The sequence below is a fragment of the Chitinophaga sp. G7 BAM 1005 genome (genome assembly GCF_057126945.1).
Map to the genome: position 1 here is coordinate 6,292,811 of NZ_CP181478.1, position 16,640 is coordinate 6,309,450.

General features: G+C 46.0%; 16 protein-coding genes and 1 tRNA gene. 8 read left to right on the forward strand and 9 right to left on the reverse strand.

Annotated features, from left to right (window positions below; all coding sequences use genetic code 11):
• Positions 1 to 19: 19 nt before the first annotated feature.
• Both ACMXI2_RS25285 and ACMXI2_RS25290 read right to left on the reverse strand, forming a co-directional pair.
• Complete coding sequence (locus tag ACMXI2_RS25285) at positions 20 to 436, reverse strand: VOC family protein (protein ID WP_483778726.1); 417 nt, start codon at positions 434 to 436, stop codon at positions 20 to 22.
• A 60-nt stretch (positions 437 to 496) separates the two neighbouring features.
• Positions 497 to 1,726 (reverse strand): ROK family transcriptional regulator, encoded by a 1,230-nt coding sequence (locus ACMXI2_RS25290; RefSeq protein ID WP_483778727.1) that lies wholly within the window; start codon positions 1,724 to 1,726, stop codon positions 497 to 499.
• A gap of 224 nt (positions 1,727 to 1,950) precedes the next feature.
• Between ACMXI2_RS25290 and ACMXI2_RS25295 the strand changes: the two genes are divergently transcribed.
• The 5 genes from ACMXI2_RS25295 to ACMXI2_RS25315 all read left to right on the forward strand — a co-directional run bounded on the left by ACMXI2_RS25295 (position 1,951) and on the right by ACMXI2_RS25315 (position 6,124).
• Positions 1,951 to 2,032: transfer RNA gene (locus tag ACMXI2_RS25295), tRNA-Leu, on the forward strand.
• A 217-nt stretch (positions 2,033 to 2,249) separates the two neighbouring features.
• Positions 2,250 to 3,629, forward strand: a complete 1,380-nt coding sequence (tig, locus tag ACMXI2_RS25300; RefSeq protein ID WP_483778728.1) for a trigger factor — start codon at positions 2,250 to 2,252, stop codon at positions 3,627 to 3,629.
• Positions 3,619 to 4,320, forward strand: coding sequence for an ATP-dependent Clp endopeptidase proteolytic subunit ClpP (gene clpP / locus ACMXI2_RS25305; RefSeq protein ID WP_079473577.1), 702 nt, complete (start codon positions 3,619 to 3,621; stop codon positions 4,318 to 4,320). Before tig ends, clpP begins: the two co-directional genes overlap by 11 nt.
• Positions 4,321 to 4,537: 217 nt before the next feature.
• The gene (gene clpX, locus ACMXI2_RS25310; protein ID WP_483778729.1) at positions 4,538 to 5,782 is read left to right on the forward strand and encodes an ATP-dependent Clp protease ATP-binding subunit ClpX; all 1,245 of its coding nucleotides are present in this window, start codon (positions 4,538 to 4,540) and stop codon (positions 5,780 to 5,782) included.
• 54 nt (positions 5,783 to 5,836) lie between these two features.
• Entirely contained in the window at positions 5,837 to 6,124 is a 288-nt protein-coding gene (locus ACMXI2_RS25315) for a hypothetical protein (protein WP_079473575.1), read from the forward strand.
• Positions 6,125 to 6,187: 63 nt separating this feature from the next.
• Here the strand turns inward: ACMXI2_RS25315 and ACMXI2_RS25320 are convergent, their stop codons facing one another.
• The 7 genes from ACMXI2_RS25320 to ACMXI2_RS25350 form a co-directional block, all read right to left on the reverse strand.
• Positions 6,188 to 7,063, reverse strand: a complete 876-nt coding sequence (locus ACMXI2_RS25320) for a c-type cytochrome (protein ID WP_483778730.1) — start codon at positions 7,061 to 7,063, stop codon at positions 6,188 to 6,190.
• 419 nt (positions 7,064 to 7,482) lie between these two features.
• A complete protein-coding gene (locus ACMXI2_RS25325; RefSeq protein ID WP_483778731.1) occupies positions 7,483 to 8,622 on the reverse strand; it encodes an acyl-CoA dehydrogenase family protein in 1,140 nt (379 codons plus the stop codon).
• Between the two features lie 12 nt (positions 8,623 to 8,634).
• Positions 8,635 to 9,708, reverse strand: a complete 1,074-nt coding sequence (locus ACMXI2_RS25330) for a ComEA family DNA-binding protein (protein WP_483778732.1) — start codon at positions 9,706 to 9,708, stop codon at positions 8,635 to 8,637.
• A 72-nt stretch (positions 9,709 to 9,780) separates the two neighbouring features.
• Positions 9,781 to 10,542, reverse strand: coding sequence for an MBL fold metallo-hydrolase (locus ACMXI2_RS25335; RefSeq protein ID WP_483778733.1), 762 nt, complete (start codon positions 10,540 to 10,542; stop codon positions 9,781 to 9,783).
• 25 nt (positions 10,543 to 10,567) lie between these two features.
• On the reverse strand, positions 10,568 to 10,891 hold the full coding sequence (locus tag ACMXI2_RS25340) for a hypothetical protein (protein ID WP_079473570.1): 324 nt from the start codon (positions 10,889 to 10,891) through the stop codon (positions 10,568 to 10,570).
• Positions 10,892 to 10,917: 26 nt separating this feature from the next.
• The gene (gene porX, locus ACMXI2_RS25345; RefSeq protein WP_483782414.1) at positions 10,918 to 12,054 is read right to left on the reverse strand and encodes a T9SS response regulator signal transducer PorX; all 1,137 of its coding nucleotides are present in this window, start codon (positions 12,052 to 12,054) and stop codon (positions 10,918 to 10,920) included.
• A gap of 12 nt (positions 12,055 to 12,066) precedes the next feature.
• Positions 12,067 to 12,471 (reverse strand): response regulator, encoded by a 405-nt coding sequence (locus ACMXI2_RS25350; RefSeq protein WP_483778734.1) that lies wholly within the window; start codon positions 12,469 to 12,471, stop codon positions 12,067 to 12,069.
• A 345-nt stretch (positions 12,472 to 12,816) separates the two neighbouring features.
• Between ACMXI2_RS25350 and ACMXI2_RS25355 the strand changes: the two genes are divergently transcribed.
• The 3 genes from ACMXI2_RS25355 to ACMXI2_RS25365 all read left to right on the forward strand — a co-directional run bounded on the left by ACMXI2_RS25355 (position 12,817) and on the right by ACMXI2_RS25365 (position 16,636).
• Positions 12,817 to 14,061, forward strand: coding sequence for an HD domain-containing protein (locus tag ACMXI2_RS25355; RefSeq protein WP_483778735.1), 1,245 nt, complete (start codon positions 12,817 to 12,819; stop codon positions 14,059 to 14,061).
• 69 nt (positions 14,062 to 14,130) lie between these two features.
• The gene (lpxD, locus tag ACMXI2_RS25360) at positions 14,131 to 15,180 is read left to right on the forward strand and encodes a UDP-3-O-(3-hydroxymyristoyl)glucosamine N-acyltransferase (RefSeq protein ID WP_079473567.1); all 1,050 of its coding nucleotides are present in this window, start codon (positions 14,131 to 14,133) and stop codon (positions 15,178 to 15,180) included.
• Between the two features lie 40 nt (positions 15,181 to 15,220).
• Positions 15,221 to 16,636, forward strand: coding sequence for a bifunctional UDP-3-O-[3-hydroxymyristoyl] N-acetylglucosamine deacetylase/3-hydroxyacyl-ACP dehydratase (locus ACMXI2_RS25365; protein ID WP_483778736.1), 1,416 nt, complete (start codon positions 15,221 to 15,223; stop codon positions 16,634 to 16,636).
• The last annotated feature ends 4 nt before the right edge of the window (positions 16,637 to 16,640 follow it).

Consider the following 16,640-nt stretch of genomic DNA (forward strand, 5'->3'; position numbering starts at 1 on the left):
TAAACAGCTGAAAAAATTTTTACATGGGCTTGTTAAAGCTCACCATCCAGAGAAAACCATATTTATCGGTTAACATGCCAAAGCGGTGCGCCCAGAAAGTTTCCGCCAGTGGCATGGTTACTTTTCCTCCGGCAGATAACGCATTGAACAATTTTTCTGCTTCTTCGTTTGATTCGGCGCCCACTGCCAGTGAAATGGTGTCACCACTTTTTGGCGCCGGCCCCATCACGGCATCGGAGGCCATGAGTTCAAAAGAAGGTGTTTTCAAAAAGGCATGCATCACAAGGTCTTTCGATGCAGCAGGTACGTTTTCGCTTTCAGGCGCTTCACCCATTGTCATAATAAACAGCTCCCCCCCGAAGATGCCCTTGTAGAAGTTCATGGCTTCGCGGCAGTTGGTTCCAAACGTGAGATAAGGTGTTAATGTGGTGGACATAACAATCTTTTTTTAGGGTAAGAAAATGGAATTCAGGTAGATGATAAAGTTAGGCAAAAACTAACTTATCAGCACCTTATTTCTTACCAGCAGGCAGGCTCCGATAATACCGGCGCTTTCACCGAGCCGAGACATTTTCAGTTTGGAATCATTACTTACCAGGCTGAGGGAATATTTTTTCATAGCGCTTTTTATGGGCAGGCGGATGTGATCCTGTGTAGCGGCCAGTGCGCCGCCGAGTATCACCAGTTCGGGATTGAAGATGTTCATGAGCAGGGCAACGCCGCGGCCCAGGTTCTCTCCTACTTTGGCGATAAGTTCAATGGCCAGCATATCATCGTTGTTAGCGGCATCTATAATATCGTGCAGGTGGATATCTTCCGGGGATTGATGGGTGCGGCTGAGCATAGAGGAAGAACCTGCAGCCAGCTTTTGCCGGAACATGTTTACCAGCGCCCATCCGGAGGCTTCCGTTTCCAGGCATCCTTTTTTCCCGCAGTGGCAGATGATTTCGTTGTCGAACAGCGGGATATGCCCTACTTCGCCGCTGTAGCCGGATTTACCGTAGTACAGTTCTCCGTTGATGAGTACGCCCATACCTATGCCATAGTCGAGGTTGAGGAACAGCACGTTGCGTTCGCCGTTTACCAGGTCGGAACAAAATTCTCCGTAGGCCATTGCCCGTGAGTCGTTTTCCAGGAAAACGCGGATGCCTACTTTGGCGGCAATAACTTTGCTGAGTGGTTCGTCGTCGAAATAGAAGAGGCTGTAGTTATAGCCGGTGGCGTAGTTGATGCGTCCCTGGATATTGATACCAATGCCCAGGATCTTTTCTTTGAGAACGGTGAGGCCATCGATAAAGTTGTTGATCAGGAGGCACAATTGTTCCAGCGAGGCTTTGGTATTGTCCAGTTCATAGGGCAGTCCTTCCACGGTGGTGACCAGGTTTTTGTGGAGATCCGACAGGCCCAGGTTGAGGTGGTCGTGTTTTACATCCACCCCGATGAAGAAGGCCGAATCCGGTACCAGCCCGTACAGGTTGGGTTTACGGCCGCCTGTGGATTCTATTTTGCCATAGTCCATGACCAGACCATCGGTAATGAGGTCATTCACCAGGTTGGTTACTTTGGGTGTGCTGAGGTTCAGCTCTTTGCACAGATCAGCGATAGTGGCATTGCCGGAATTGGCAAAGTAGGCCAGTGCGGCCTTTTTCAGGTTGATATTCTTATAGGCTACACCGGTAGCATTTGCGTTGTTTAATTCTTCAAAAAAGGTTTTAGCCATAGCCATCAGATAGACTTTTACAGTAATTGCTCACCAATTTAACAGCTTAATTCTGATTTTTTTAAAATTAGGGGCAGAAAGACGTGGAATGTTTCCTATATAAATGATTTTGTTAATTCACAGAAAATAATACCTTTGCAATCCTTTTTGAGCTAAAAAAGGGCTCTTGTTATGTATAACCGGATGGGTTTTCCGGGACGATACATGGAGCGTAGGTTCTTTTATTTATTGCGGATGTGATGAAATTGGTAGACATGCCAGACTTAGGATCTGGTGCCGCGAGGCATGGGGGTTCGAGTCCCTTCATCCGCACATATAATATTATGTGGCAATGCGTCAATATGGCAATGTGATAATGCTATGCTCTCCCTCACTTTCATTGTCACTCCTGTCTTATTCAGACACAGTTTCACCTGATTTTATTCAAAAATAGTTTCCTGCCATTCCTACTTGCCGTTGTGACTTCATGGCAGAAAAATAAACAAGGAATCATTATTGCTTCTTAAAGAACACTTTATACAATTCAATTATGGCAACCGTTACGAGAGAAAACATTGGTTTATTGAACGATAAGATCACTGTGAAAGTGAACCAGGAAGACTACCTTCCTAATTTTGACAAAGCAGTAAAGCAATTCAGCAAAAATGCGAACATACCAGGCTTCCGTAAAGGAATGGTACCTGCAGGTATGGTTAAGAAGATGCACGGTCAGGCTATCTTTGGCGACGAAATTCTGAAAACTGTTGAGAGAGAATTAATGGGTTATGTGCAGACAGAGAAACTGGAAATCTTCGGTCAGCCATTGTCCCTGGATAAGCAGGCAAAAGACCTGGATTTCAACAAACCTGCTGATTATGCCTTCGAATTTGAAGTGGGTCTGAAACCCAGCTTCAGCGTTACTCCCCTGGAAGATAACAAAACCACCCTTACAAAATATAAAGTAACCGTTACCGATGAAATGGTAAACGATGAAGTACAGCGTTTACAGCTGAAAGGTGGAAAAACAACAGAACCTGAAACAATTACTTCAGAAGATAACGTGATTAACGTTAAATTCGAAGAGTCTGACAAGAAAGGTAATGTAGCAGAAGGCGGTATCGTAAAAGAAAACGCCTTACTGGTAAAATACTTTGCACCAGCTATCCAGGCTGAGCTGCAGGGTAAGAAGAATGAAGACAGCATTGTATTCCAACTGGCTACTTCCTTTGATGAGCAGCGTTTGGGCTGGATCCTGAAAGATCTGGGCTTTGAAGCAGGCGACAAGGAAGCGGCAAAGAAATATTTCAAACTGACCATCACCAAAGTTGGTTTGATTGAGAAGAGAGAACTGAATGAAGATTTCTTCAAAGAAGTTTATCCGGGAGAAGAAATCACTACTGAAGAAGCTTTCCGCGCTAAATTGAAAGAAGAGATCGGCAAATATTGGGATTCTGAAAGCCGTAACCACCTTCACAACGACCTGTTTGAAGTACTGGTACACGAAACGCCGATTGAATTGCCAAAGGATTTCCTCAAACGCTGGCTGCAGGTAGGCGGTGAAAAGCCAAAAACTGCGGAAGAAGCGGAAACAGAATTCCCTGGTTTTGACCATCAATTACGTTGGACACTCATCAGCGATAAACTGGTTAAAGAAAATAAACTGGAAGTTTCTTTCGAAGATCTGAAGGAAAATGCCAAACAAAAAGTATTAGGCTACTATGGCGGCGCCGCTGCTGATGGAGCAGAATGGTTAGACAGCTACCTGGATCGCCTGTTACAGGATGAGAAATTTGTAGACCAGACTTACCGTGAAATGATCACTGCCAAGTTATTTGACTGGGCTGAGGCTAAGGTGAACGTGAAAGAAGAGGAAATCAAAGCAGAAGATTTTGTTAATTTACCTCATAAACATCACCATCATGAACATTAATAATGAATTCAGAAAATATGCCATCCAGCATCGGGGAATCAGCAGCCTGGTAGTAGACAGTTACACCAAAAGCCACCAGATTAACAGTCTGACTCCTTATATCCTTGAAGAACGCCAGATGAATATGACCCAGATGGACGTTTTCTCCAGGTTGATGGCTGATCGTATTATTTTCCTGGGAGATCCCGTGAACGACTACGTAGCAAACGTAATTACTGCGCAGCTCTTGTTCCTCGAGTCTTCCGACCGTAACCGTGATATACAGATGTACATCAATAGCCCCGGTGGAAGCGTTTACGCCGGCCTGGGTATTTATGATACTATGCAGATCATTTCTCCCGATGTAGCTACTATCTGTACCGGTATGGCGGCCTCTTTCGGCGCTGTATTGCTGGTAGCAGGTACAAAAGGAAAACGTACCGCACTGAAACATGCACGTGTAATGATTCACCAGCCTCATGGCGGTGCAGAAGGCCAGACTTCAGATATCGAAATCACTGCGCGTGAGTTCGTGAAACTGAAAAAGGAACTCAACGAAATCATTGCCGGCCACTGCGGACAACCGGTTAAAAAAGTGGAAAAAGATTCTGACCGTGACTACTGGATGACTGCGGATGAAGCAAAAGAATACGGCATCATTGATGACGTACTTCAGAAGAATCCAAAGAAAAACCTGGAAACACCTCAGTAAAAGCTTAAAGCTCAAGGCATAAATAAGCTATTGTAGCGAAGATTACAGCGATACATATTAAAAAACGCTACTATCTTCACTACAATAGCTTTTATTTTGTGAGATGATAAGCTTTACCGTATTAAGACTTACGCTTTCGGCTATTTAGTGTAAATTTGTAACCCTGCAATACCAATGCAGGCAATGATAGTTTCGTAGAAAAATAATCTATTCCGAAATGAAAGAATCTAAAATCCGATGCTCCTTTTGCAGCCGCTCTAAAGAAGAAGTGCAGATACTGATTGCAGGCGCTGAAGGACACATCTGTGAAAACTGTGTAGCCAACGCACAGGAGATAATTGACCAGGAGTTATTCACCCCCGGCAAGAAAGCAGCTGCAGCCGCAGCGCCCAACTTTGCACCCAAAGTGTCTAAACCAATTGACATGAAGAAATTCCTGGACGAATACGTGATCGGTCAGGATGATGCGAAGAAAATACTGGCAGTAGCTGTATACAACCACTATAAAAGACTCAACCAGCAAATTGGTGATGACGAGGTAGAGATTGAAAAATCCAACATCATCATGGTGGGTGAAACCGGTACGGGTAAAACCCTGCTGGCCAAATCCATTGCCAAACAACTGAACGTCCCCTTCGCTATCGTGGATGCTACCGTATTTACAGAAGCAGGCTATGTGGGCGAAGACGTGGAAAGTATCCTCAGCCGCCTGTTACAGGTTTGTAACTACGATGTGGAAGCTGCTGAACGCGGCATTGTTTATATCGACGAAATCGATAAAATTGCCCGTAAAAATGATAACCCTTCCATCACCCGTGATGTAAGCGGTGAAGGCGTTCAACAGGGTCTCCTGAAATTACTGGAAGGCACCGAAGTACTGGTACCTCCACAGGGCGGCCGTAAACATCCTGAACAAAAACTGATCAAGCTGAATACGCAAAATATCCTCTTCATCTGCGGTGGCGCATTTGATGGAGTGGAAAGAATTATCAGCAGAAGAGTTCAGACCCACTCTATCGGTTTTACCGTTAACAAGGAAAAAGAAGAAGAAAACAGGAAACAGATCCTGCGTTATATCAACTCACAGGACCTGAAATCCTTTGGTCTGATTCCCGAATTACTGGGCCGTTTACCAGTGGTTACCTATCTCAACTCGCTCGACAGAGATACCCTGAAATTGATCCTTACCGAGCCTAAAAACGCGCTGGTAAAGCAATACAAGAAACTTTTCAAGGTTGAAAATATCGATTTACAGATAGAAGAAGAAGCAATAGACTATATCGTAGACAAAGCAATGGAATACAAACTGGGTGCGCGTGGATTACGCTCCATCTGTGAGGTAGTGCTGAGTGATGCAATGTATGAACTGCCGTCTGCCAACGAAACACACTTTCATCTTACCAGGGAATATGCACAGGCAAAACTGGAGCAGTCTACCCTCATTAAACTGAAAGTGGCATAACTGTTCCGGTGATCCGTTAACAGCAACACTATCTCTAACCATAAAACGCTATTTATGCAGGAACTCATTCAGCAATTACAGGAAAAAGCCGGACTTACAGCCGAACAGGCTGCACAGTCCATTGATGTAATCAAAGAATATGTGAAGGGCAAATTACCTCCTTTTATTGCAGGTACAGTGGATAACTGGTTTGCAGGCATGTCAGATAAAGCTGAAGGAAAAAAGGCCGGTCTGATGGATCAGGCAGGTGATTTTCTGGATAACGTGAAAGATAAAGCAGAGGATTGGGCAGAAGAAGCAAAGGATAAAGTGTCCGACTTCTTCAACAAGGATAAAAAGTAGTTTTAAATACAGTGAAGAAGGGCTTTTCGGAAAATATATCTCCGGAAAGCCCTTCTTCTTTTTTTAGAGGCTTCTGAGATAAAGATACAAAGCGGTTAATTCTTCATCCGTGTACTGGGCAGTCATGTTCCACGGCATATCTTTTACCTGCAACTGTTTTCCTTCCGGCGTTTTACCGGTACGCAGCGTAGTAATAAAGTCGTTCTGGCTCCATTTTCCCAGATGTCCGGTGGAGGTGATATTGGCTACCGGCACAGCGCCCGGAACCGGGTTATCCCCACCGGTCAATGCAGGCTTGTGACAACCGGTACAGGATACCGCCAGGTATTGGCCGTATTCTTTTGTAGCCGCTTTTGCTACCTGGTTGGGTTGATCCCGGTGATGATCAATTTTCTCTACGGGAAACAGCGGTATTTTGCCCATTACAGACAGGATTTTCCCCATCGGCCCCATCTCTATGGGAATAGAAGGCGCATCTATTTTGGGCTGTGCCCTGCAAAACGCAATTATAGCCGCAATATCGTGATCATCCATCCGGGTGAACTCCTCTGAAGGCATAAGCAATAACGGCTTATTTGCGGTATTTAAACCGTGCCGCAATGCCTTTAGCCAGTCGGTGTTGCCATAACTTTCCGGCAACCCTCCTGTTCCATAGGTGATATTGCTGCCGGCAATGCGGCCAATGGCCGGATCATCCACCACCATCTTCCCGCGCAGATCTGCACCGTGGCATTCGCCGCAACCCTTTATTTCATAAAGGTGCCGGCCCTCCGCAATAGTGGCTGAATCGCTGGGGATGGGGATGTCTCTTACGGTAACTGTATATTTTTTGCTGGCATGCTGACGGAAGAGAAAATTAAAAATGCCGTATACCGTCAATACAATCAATACCAGGCCCAGCACAATACGTGTGGCCCATTTTAGAATTCTGGAGAACATAACAATAAGGAATAATTTCAGCTGTAAAAGTAATAGGGATAAATATTACAGGTATCAGTAGAACTACTGAATTAAAGAAGAATCATAACGTGGATTACAGGCTTCACATTTTTACTAAGCATCTTTATACGGGATAAACCAGTTCAGACCCGGTATAGAAAAGCACCCGTATTACAGGGTGCTTTTCATTGCGTAAAAGTGTTTCAAATCTTTCTTGATTTTGTGTGTTAAGGTTGATAAACGGTAAAGAGTGATGAATTAACCCAAATTTAACGTTCCTTTTGCAATATTCAATAACACTAAAGGGGTAATATTAAATTATTTTGAAAAAATGATGAGCGGCTTATAAATGCTCTTTTCATAAATTATAAAAATCCTGCTATCTCAATAGAATCAGTATCAATTGCAAAATCGTTATTCTATCTCAGTGCTTCGCGGGCAATTACGATCTTTTGGATCTCGGAAGTTCCTTCCCCGATAGTGCATAATTTTGCATCACGATAAAATTTTTCGACCGGAAAGTCCTTTGTATAGCCATAACCTCCAAAAATCTGTACGGCATCGTTGGCTACCCTCACCGCTACTTCCGACGCATAATATTTAGCCATCGCTGCCTGCTGGGTCATTTTTACCTTGCGGTTTTTCATGTCTGCCGCCTGCATGGTGAGTAATTCCGCGGCTGCTATTTCAGTAGCCATATCTGCCAGCTTAAAGGAAACGCCCTGGAAGTTGGAAATGGGCTGGTCGAACTGGTGCCGTTCTTTTGAGTATTTCAGTGCGGCGTCCATAGCGCCTTTGGCAATACCGAGCGATAATGCAGCAATGGAAATCCTGCCTCCGTCCAATACTTTCATAGACTGGATAAAGCCATCGCCTTCTGCGCCAAGCATATTTTCCGCGGGAATGCGGCAATTGTCGAATATCATTTCTGCGGTTTCAGAGGCCCGCATACCAAGTTTATTTTCCTTCTTGCCTCCGCTGAAGCCGGGAGTGCCCTTTTCCACGAGGAAGGCGCTCATACCATGACTGTCGCGCACATCCCCGGTACGGGCTATTACTACCGCCACATCACAGCTTTTGCCGTGGGTGATCCAGCATTTGGCGCCGTTCAGGACCCAGTCGTTGCCGTCTTTCTTAGCCACGCATTTCATATTCATGGCATCGGAACCGGTGTTGGGTTCTGTTAATCCCCAGGCGCCGATCCATTCGCCGGTGGCCAGTTTGGGCAGGTAACGCTGCTTTTGCGCTTCATTGGCGAACTGCATCGTATGACCGGTACACAATGAGTTATGGGCCGCCACGCTTAATCCGATTGCCCCGCAAATGCGTGAAATTTCACTCACTACGGTTACATATTCCAGGTATCCCAACCCGCTGCCACCGTACTCCTGGGGTACCAGTACACCCATCAGTCCCAGCTCTCCGAGTTGTTTGAATATATGTACCGGAAACTCCTGTTGCTCATCCCATTCCATCACGTGAGGCTGAATATGTGTTTTTCCAAAATCCCGGATCATTTGTGCAATCTGTTGTTGCATTTCCGTAGGCGCAAAGTTCATAAACGTGTGGCTTTAATATTTGATCTCAATGTAATGTTCAATTTTACGATAAATAATCTCATCCACCAACGGCAGGCTGCGGAGCTCGGATACTGCCCTGAAACCCGCGTGGCTACTGCGATACTGTACAATAAGACGGGCCAGTTTATAGCGTATGTATGGGTGAGCTGCCAAAGATTTTTCATCTGTGAGGTTGAGGTCTAGTTTTTTTAGAGAACTGCTACCGATCTGCAAGAACGGTTGAATTTTTTGAAATGTGGAGTCAGGTAAGCCATAACATTCCGCCACCTGTTCCACCGCATAAAAACCTCCCAGCCGGTCGCGGAAGGCAATAATCCGTCGCGCGAAGCCTGCTCCGATGCCGGGCAGCGACTGCCAGGCCACACTGTCTGCCGTATTAATATCGATGGGCGCAGCCGGGGGTTTCTTACGATAATGGGTAAATGAAGCATCGTCGCGGACATAAACAGCTGCGCTATCCCGATAATAGTGCCCTTTGCTTTTACTTCTCCCATGCAGCACATTACTGTCCCCATGATAATACGATCCCCTCCTCCAACCACCGCTATAGTCTTTATTTCCAGGTCCATTGCGCGGTCCATATCTCCCGGAAAACCTGTTGCCGCCTTTATCTGCAATGCGCACATAAGGTATTAACCGCGCGCACAGCACGGGAGGCAAACCATATATCTTTCCCAGATCAGCCGGTACCCGGAAATGCCCACCCCTAGCCAGGTATTTACCAATGGTGACAGCTGTGCGTTCGCTTACACCCAACTGCTGCCAGCCCGTTACCGGTAAAGTATTGGGATCAAAATAAAATAGGGTGGCGCTCCCCGGATCTGTGCCGGTATGCACATAACGCCCTCCTGTTAAAGCCGGTTCTTTTTTAGCGGCGGCCAGCCCGGCCTCAAAGGCGGCTACCGCCGCTTTCAGGTTATCACTACCGGTAACGGGCCTACGCTGAAAATAAAAGATCATGTCGGGCAAGTAGCTGGTGAGTATCATGAGTAACGCCAGCGTTAATATACCGTGTCGTTCTTTCCGGGAAAACCGCAGATATTCGCGGGCAAATGATTTCCACATGGGTCAACAACAATTTTGACCCTAAGCTAAGTTTATCTGTGCGGTGTTCTGTTAACAGAAATAAAACACTCCTTAAATTTCGAGAGAGAGGCCGTCGTAGGCCAGGTGGGTACCCGGAGGCAGTTCCGCGGATACCGTTTCATGCAATCCGAGCTGGTGGCTGATATGTGTGAGGTATACTTCCGGCACATCCAGTTCCTTTCCCAGCGCAATGGCTTCTTCCAGGGTAAAATGAGAGATATGTTTTTCGCGGCGCAGGGCGTTCAGTACCAGGATCTTTGAACCACGGATCTTCTCCTTTTCCTCCGGCGCAATATAGTTGGCGTCGGTGATGTAGGTGAAATCGTGGATGCGGAAGCCCAGTACGGGCATTTGATGATGCATAACATGTACCGGCGTAATGGTTAGCCCGTTTACATCGAAAGGATCATCAGCGATAGTTTTCAGATTTATTTCCGGGATGCCGGGGTATTTGAAATCAGAAAAGGCGTAGGCAAACTCACGTTTGATCACACTTTGCGAAAATTCGGTGGCATATATATTAATAGCGCTTTTCTGAAAATAGTTAAAGGCGCGGATATCGTCCATGCCGGCAATATGATCTTTATGGGAGTGGGTGATGAGTACAGCTTCCAGGTGCCCCACCTTTTCGCGCAGCATCTGATAACGGAAATCCGGTGTGGTATCCACTACGATATTGCCGGCGGGCGCCGAAATCATAATACTGCTGCGTAAGCGTTTATCTTTTTTATCGGCCGAGGAGCAAACTTCGCAACCACAAGCTATAACCGGAACTCCCTGCGATGTGCCTGTACCTAAGAATGTAACTTTCATCCCAACATCATTTGTCTGTTTTTGCCTATTCTGCTGCGTGTTCTTCCGGGGCCCCGCCTTCTTCTTCCCCCGCTTCCGGGATCGGTTTGCTGGCCTGTATCTGTTTATACAGCTTATGCGACTCCGCCGTCAGCGCTTCCTCGTCCAGCGGCAGGGTCGTTAAAATATCGATCAGCGTATTGATACGCCCTTCGAGGTTCAGGAATTTATTGATCACTACCACCTTCTTATGTTCCAGGATGCAGTAACCGGACAGGAAACTACCTTTTTCGAAGCGCAGCACATATTTGGCCTCATCGAAGATCTTTTCTAGCTTAGTCAGGTTATTAGGTGTGATTTTGATATTCATGTCGCAAAAATAGCAAAAAGCTGTTGTTACTTTGTTACCATCCTGGCAAAAGGTACAATCATTTCTTCCAGGGAAATACCGCCGTGCTGGAAGGTATTCCGGTAATAATTTACAAAATAGTTATAGTTGTTGGGATAACAGAGATACCCGTCTCCTTTTGCAAAGATGTAGGAAGAGTTGACGTTTGGCTTTGGCAGCCCGGCATCACGGGGATCACGGAAGGCCAGTACTTCTTTCGGGTCATAGTTCAGATTGCGGCCGTGTTTATAGCGCAGGTTGGTGGTAGTTTGTTTATCGCCGATCACTTTCACAGGCGTTTTCACCCTTACGCTGCCATGATCGGTGGCGATGATCAGGTTTATTTTTTTATCGCTGATACGTTTCAGGGCCTGGTGCAGCGGACTGTGTTCAAACCAGCTGGCGGTGATAGAGCGGTAAGAGGCTTCATCGCCGGCCAGTTCCTTCAGTACTTCCATTTCCGTGCGGGCATGGCTGAGCATATCCACGAAGTTATATACGATCACGCTCAGCGGATAGTCCAGCATATTGTGGATATTATTGAGCATGGTTTGGGCGTCAGCATGATTGGTCACCTTTGTGTAGGAGAACCGGGGATCCATCTTCATCTGCTTCAGCTGGGCAGCAAAAAAGTGCTCTTCATACAGGTTTTTCCCGCCTTCTTCATCATCGTTCTTCCATTCCTGGGGAAACCGGTGTTCGATATCTATGGGCAGCATGCCGGCAAAAATGGCATTACGGCTGTATTGTGTGCTGGTAGGTAATATACTGTAGAAAGATTCTTCCTCCACAAGCCGGAACGATTCCTGGAAAATGGGCTGGATCGCCTTCCACTGGTCGTACCGCAGGTTGTCGATAAGCAGGAATACATTAGGGACGTTGGGGTCCAGGTTAGGCACTACCTTATCACGGAACAGGGTGTGCGACATCACCGGGGCTTCTTTTGTTTTTGGATGAAGCCAGTCGCTGTAATTACGGCTGATGAACTTGGAAAACTCGTTATTGGCCTCGGTTTTCTGGGCATTAAACACTTCCAGCATTTCCGGGCTGTTGGTTTTGGTCATTTCCATTTCCCAATACACCAGTTTCTTGTAGATGTCCATCCACTCGTTGAAGTCGGGGTTGGAACTAAGGGCCATAAACAGGCTGCGGAATTCCTACTGGTAGGCGGTGGTGGTTTTTTCGGCCACCAGTCTTTTGTTATCAATTATTTTTTTGAGAGATAATAATACCTGGTTTGGATTTACCGGTTTGATGAGATAGTCGGTGATCTGGGACCCGATAGCGTCGTCCATAACGTTTTCCGCTTCGTTTTTGGTGATCATGACCACGGGTATCTGCTGATCAATTTCCTTGATCTTACCGAGGGTTTCCAGGCCGGTGATGCCGGGCATGGATTCGTCCAGTAACACTACATCTACCACCTGTTCTTTCAAAAATTCGAGTGCGTCATATCCGTTGGTAAGGGCCGAAACTTTGTAGCCTTTGCTTTCCAGGAAGATAATCTGCGATTTCAGGGACTCTATTTCATCATCTACCCATAGTATATTTATCTGACTCATAATAAGATTTAAGGTGCCGGTAAAAAAAGGAAATTACCCCTAATTTTTTGCAAATATCATTCCCCGTCTATCATTTGCCGGTAATTATATGTTAAAAAGGGCGGAACACGGTAAAATGGTAGCAGGAAAAAGTGAACAGGCTGATAAAGTTATTTACCTTCGCATCCATAACATTAATTACCTGTAACCTACCAATTGTTTTGAACTGTCATAGGGGTATCGTGGATGCAGCGCGTCATTATAAGTAAAAAAATTACATATAATTAATTTCGGGTGTAGTTTTGCATACAGGCACCAGGGATTCAGACGTGGACGCCTCCGTCTGAAATCGTATAATTAAATGCAATGACCGAACGCAAGCGAAAAATTGTTAATGATCCGGTGTATGGCTTTATTACCATAGATCACCCGTTGATTCTTAACCTCATTTCACATCCATATTACCAGCGGCTTCGCCGCATACACCAGATGGCGCTGGCGCACCTGGTGTATCCTGGTGCTATGCATACGCGGTTTCACCATAGCATGGGTGCTTATCACCTTATCAGTATGGCCCTGCAGGAGCTTCGCAGCAAGGGGGCAGACATTACCCCGGAAGAGGAAGTGGCTGCAAAGATGGCCATTTTACTGCATGACATAGGGCATGGGCCTTATTCCCATGCATTAGAGAACGGCATTATTGAGGGAGTATCTCACGAAGAGATTTCCCAGTGGCTGATGGAGGCATTGAACAGGGAGATGAACGGCGCCCTGTCGCTTACGCTGGATATTTTTAACGGACGTTATCATAAGAAATTCCTGCATCAGCTGGTGTCGAGCCAGCTGGATGTGGACAGAATGGACTACCTGAACCGCGACAGCTTCTTTACAGGAGTGGCGGAGGGCACTATCGGGTACGACCGCATCATCAAAATGCTGATTGTACATAAGGGAGAGCTGATGGTGGAGGAAAAGGGAATTTATTCTATTGAAAAGTTTATCATAGCCCGGCGGCTGATGTACTGGCAGGTATACCTGCATAAAACGGTACTCAGTGCCGAAAACATGCTGGTAAAAATCCTGACCAGGGCGAAATTGCTGGCACAGGAGGGAAAGGAGCTGTTCTCCTCCCCCGCCCTGGCATATTTCCTGTATAATACCGTTACAAAAAACAATTTTGAGTGCGGGCCCGAATGCCTGGAGTTATTTTGCCAACTGGACGACTATGATATAATGGGAGCTATTAAAGTTTGGACCACGCACGAGGACAAGGTTTTGTCGCTTTTGTGCAAATGGCTGATAGACAGGAACTTATTCAAAGTTGTGTTAAGCAATCAGGCGTTCGACGGAAGTGCAGCACTATTATTGAAGGAACAGGTGAAGCAAAAATGGGGGATTGAAGGTGCTGACCTGGATTACTTTGTTTTTTCCGGGGCAGCCTCGCTGAGGGCGTATAACGTTAACGACGAGAAGATTAATATCCTATTTAAGGATGGAACTGTAAAAGACATTTCCTCCATCGACAATGCACTGATTAGCCATACACTGGCGATACCGGTAAAAAAATTCTACATTTGTCATCCAAAAATTCAGGCTAACAACGTTTTATAAGGAATAAAATGTTAAATAAATAAGTTCATACTATCCGGTGTAGCCTGGAAAACATTACAATTTTAAACTATGCAGTTTAGCGCATTACAATTAGCTACCATGTTAGATGGTAAGCTGGAGGGAAATCCGGACGTAAAGGTGAGCAACATCGCCAAGATTGAGGAAGCTGGCGAGGGTATGCTCAGTTTCATTGCCAATCCTAAATATGAAGAATTCATATATACTACCAATGCCTCCATTCTGATTGTGAATGAGAGCCTGGTGATTGAGCGTCCGATCAAATCGACCCTGATCCGGGTAAAAGATGCCTATAGCAGCTTTGCGTTGTTATTGGAGCAGTACAGGTACCTGACCGGCAATAAGTCTGGTATTCAGCAACCTTCTTACATTCCTGCATCTGTGAAGATGGGGGAAAACGTGTTTGTGGGTGCTTTTGCGTACCTGGGTGAAAACGTGGTGCTCGGCAACAACGTGAAAATATACCCCGGCGTATACCTGGGTGATAATGTGATCGTTAATAACGATTCTATCCTGTATCCGGGCGTAAAAGTATACGATAACTGTATTGTGGGCAGCCGCGTAATGCTGCATGCCGGTTGTGTGATCGGCGGCGATGGCTTTGGCTTTGCCCCCCAGCCGGATGGCTCCTATAAAAAGGTACCCCAGATTGGCAACGTGGTGATCCATGACGACGTGGAAATTGGCGCCAATACTACTATCGACCGGGCTACAATGGGTAGTACGGTAATCCGCAAGGGCGTGAAACTAGATAACCTGATCCAGGTGGCACATAACGTAGACATCGGCATCAACACGGTGATTGCGGCGCAAACCGGGGTTTCCGGCAGTACCAAAATCGGCCAGAACTGCGTAATTGGCGGCCAGGTTGGGATGGTAGGTCATATCCACATTGCCGACAACACCAAAATTAATGCGCAGAGCGGCTTATCCAAGTCGATAACCGTGCCCAACACCTCTCTGACAGGCTCTCCGGCGTATGATTATAAAAGTTCGCTGAAAAGTCAGGCAATTTTTAGAAATTTGCCGGACCTTGAAAAGCGCGTAAAAGAGCTGGAAGAGATGGTTAAACAACTGCTGCAAGAACGAGCGGGTGTATAAATGATTACTGGTTAAATAGTTACATATTAGTTAGCTTATTATGGAAAATCAACAGTTGCAATACCAGCATACCCTGAAAGGAGAGATCACCTTGTCGGGTATTGGTTTGCATACAGGCGCCTATGTTAATATGACCCTTAAACCGGCAACGCCGGGTCATGGGATTAAATTTCAACGTATAGACCTGCCGGGACACCCCATCGTGAAAGCAGATGTGGATTATGTGGTAGAAACAACCCGCAGCACTACGCTCGAACACAACGGCGCCAGGGTGAGTACCGTAGAACACATTATGGCTGCTTTGGCAGGAACCGGTGTGGACAACGTGCTGGTGGAACTGGATGGTGGAGAAATTCCTATCATGGACGGAAGCGCCTATGCTTTTATTGAAGCAATAGAAAAAATTGGTCTGCAGAACCAGGATGCCAAAAAAGTATACTATACTATTGATACCAACATCAGCTACTATGATGAGAAGAAAAAGGTAGAAATGGTGGCGATGCCGGCACTGGACTACCGCATTACCTGTCTGATCGACTTTAACTCACCGGTATTGGGTACCCAGCACGCCAAAATGAAGGGTATCGAAGAGTTCAAAACAGAAATTGCACCCTGCCGTACCTTCTGCTTCCTGCATGAACTGGAATACCAGCTGTCGCTTAACCTGATCAAAGGCGGTGATATCAACAACGCGATTGTGGTGGTAGATAAGCCCGTAACGGAAGATGAACTGACCCGTTTAGCCAAGGTATTTAACCGGGAAACCATTTCTGTACAGAAAGAAGGTATCCTGAACAATATAGAATTACGTTTCCCGAACGAACCGGCACGTCACAAACTGCTGGATGTGGTAGGTGATCTGGCCCTGATCGGTTGCCCGATCAATGCGCATATCATTGCCAACCGTCCCGGACATGCATCGAACGTGGAGTTTGCCCGTGCGATCAAAGCATACATCAAAAAGAACAAACATAATAAAGACGTACCAGTTTACGATCCCAATCAGCCACCTGTATTTGATACGCCACGTATTGAAAGAACATTGCCGCATCGTTACCCGATGCTCCTGGTAGATAAGATCATTGAACTGGGAGAAGAGAAAGTAGTAGGTATCAAGAACGTTACCTTCAATGAACATTTCTTTCAGGGTCACTTCCCTTCAAACCCTGTAATGCCGGGCGTTCTGCAACTGGAAGCGCTGGCGCAGGTAGGCGGTATCCTTGCATTGAACCGTGTACCTGATCCTGAAAACTATGATACCTATTTCCTCAAGATAGATAATTGTAAATTCAAACAGAAAGTAGTTCCGGGCGACACCATGATCCTGAAAATGGAGTTGCTGAGTCCTATCAGAAGAGGGCTTGTGGAAATGCGGGGGACAGTATTCATCGGCAACAAAGTAGCTACTGAGGCCGATATGATAGCACAAATTATAAAAACAAGAGAAGGCAAATAATAGC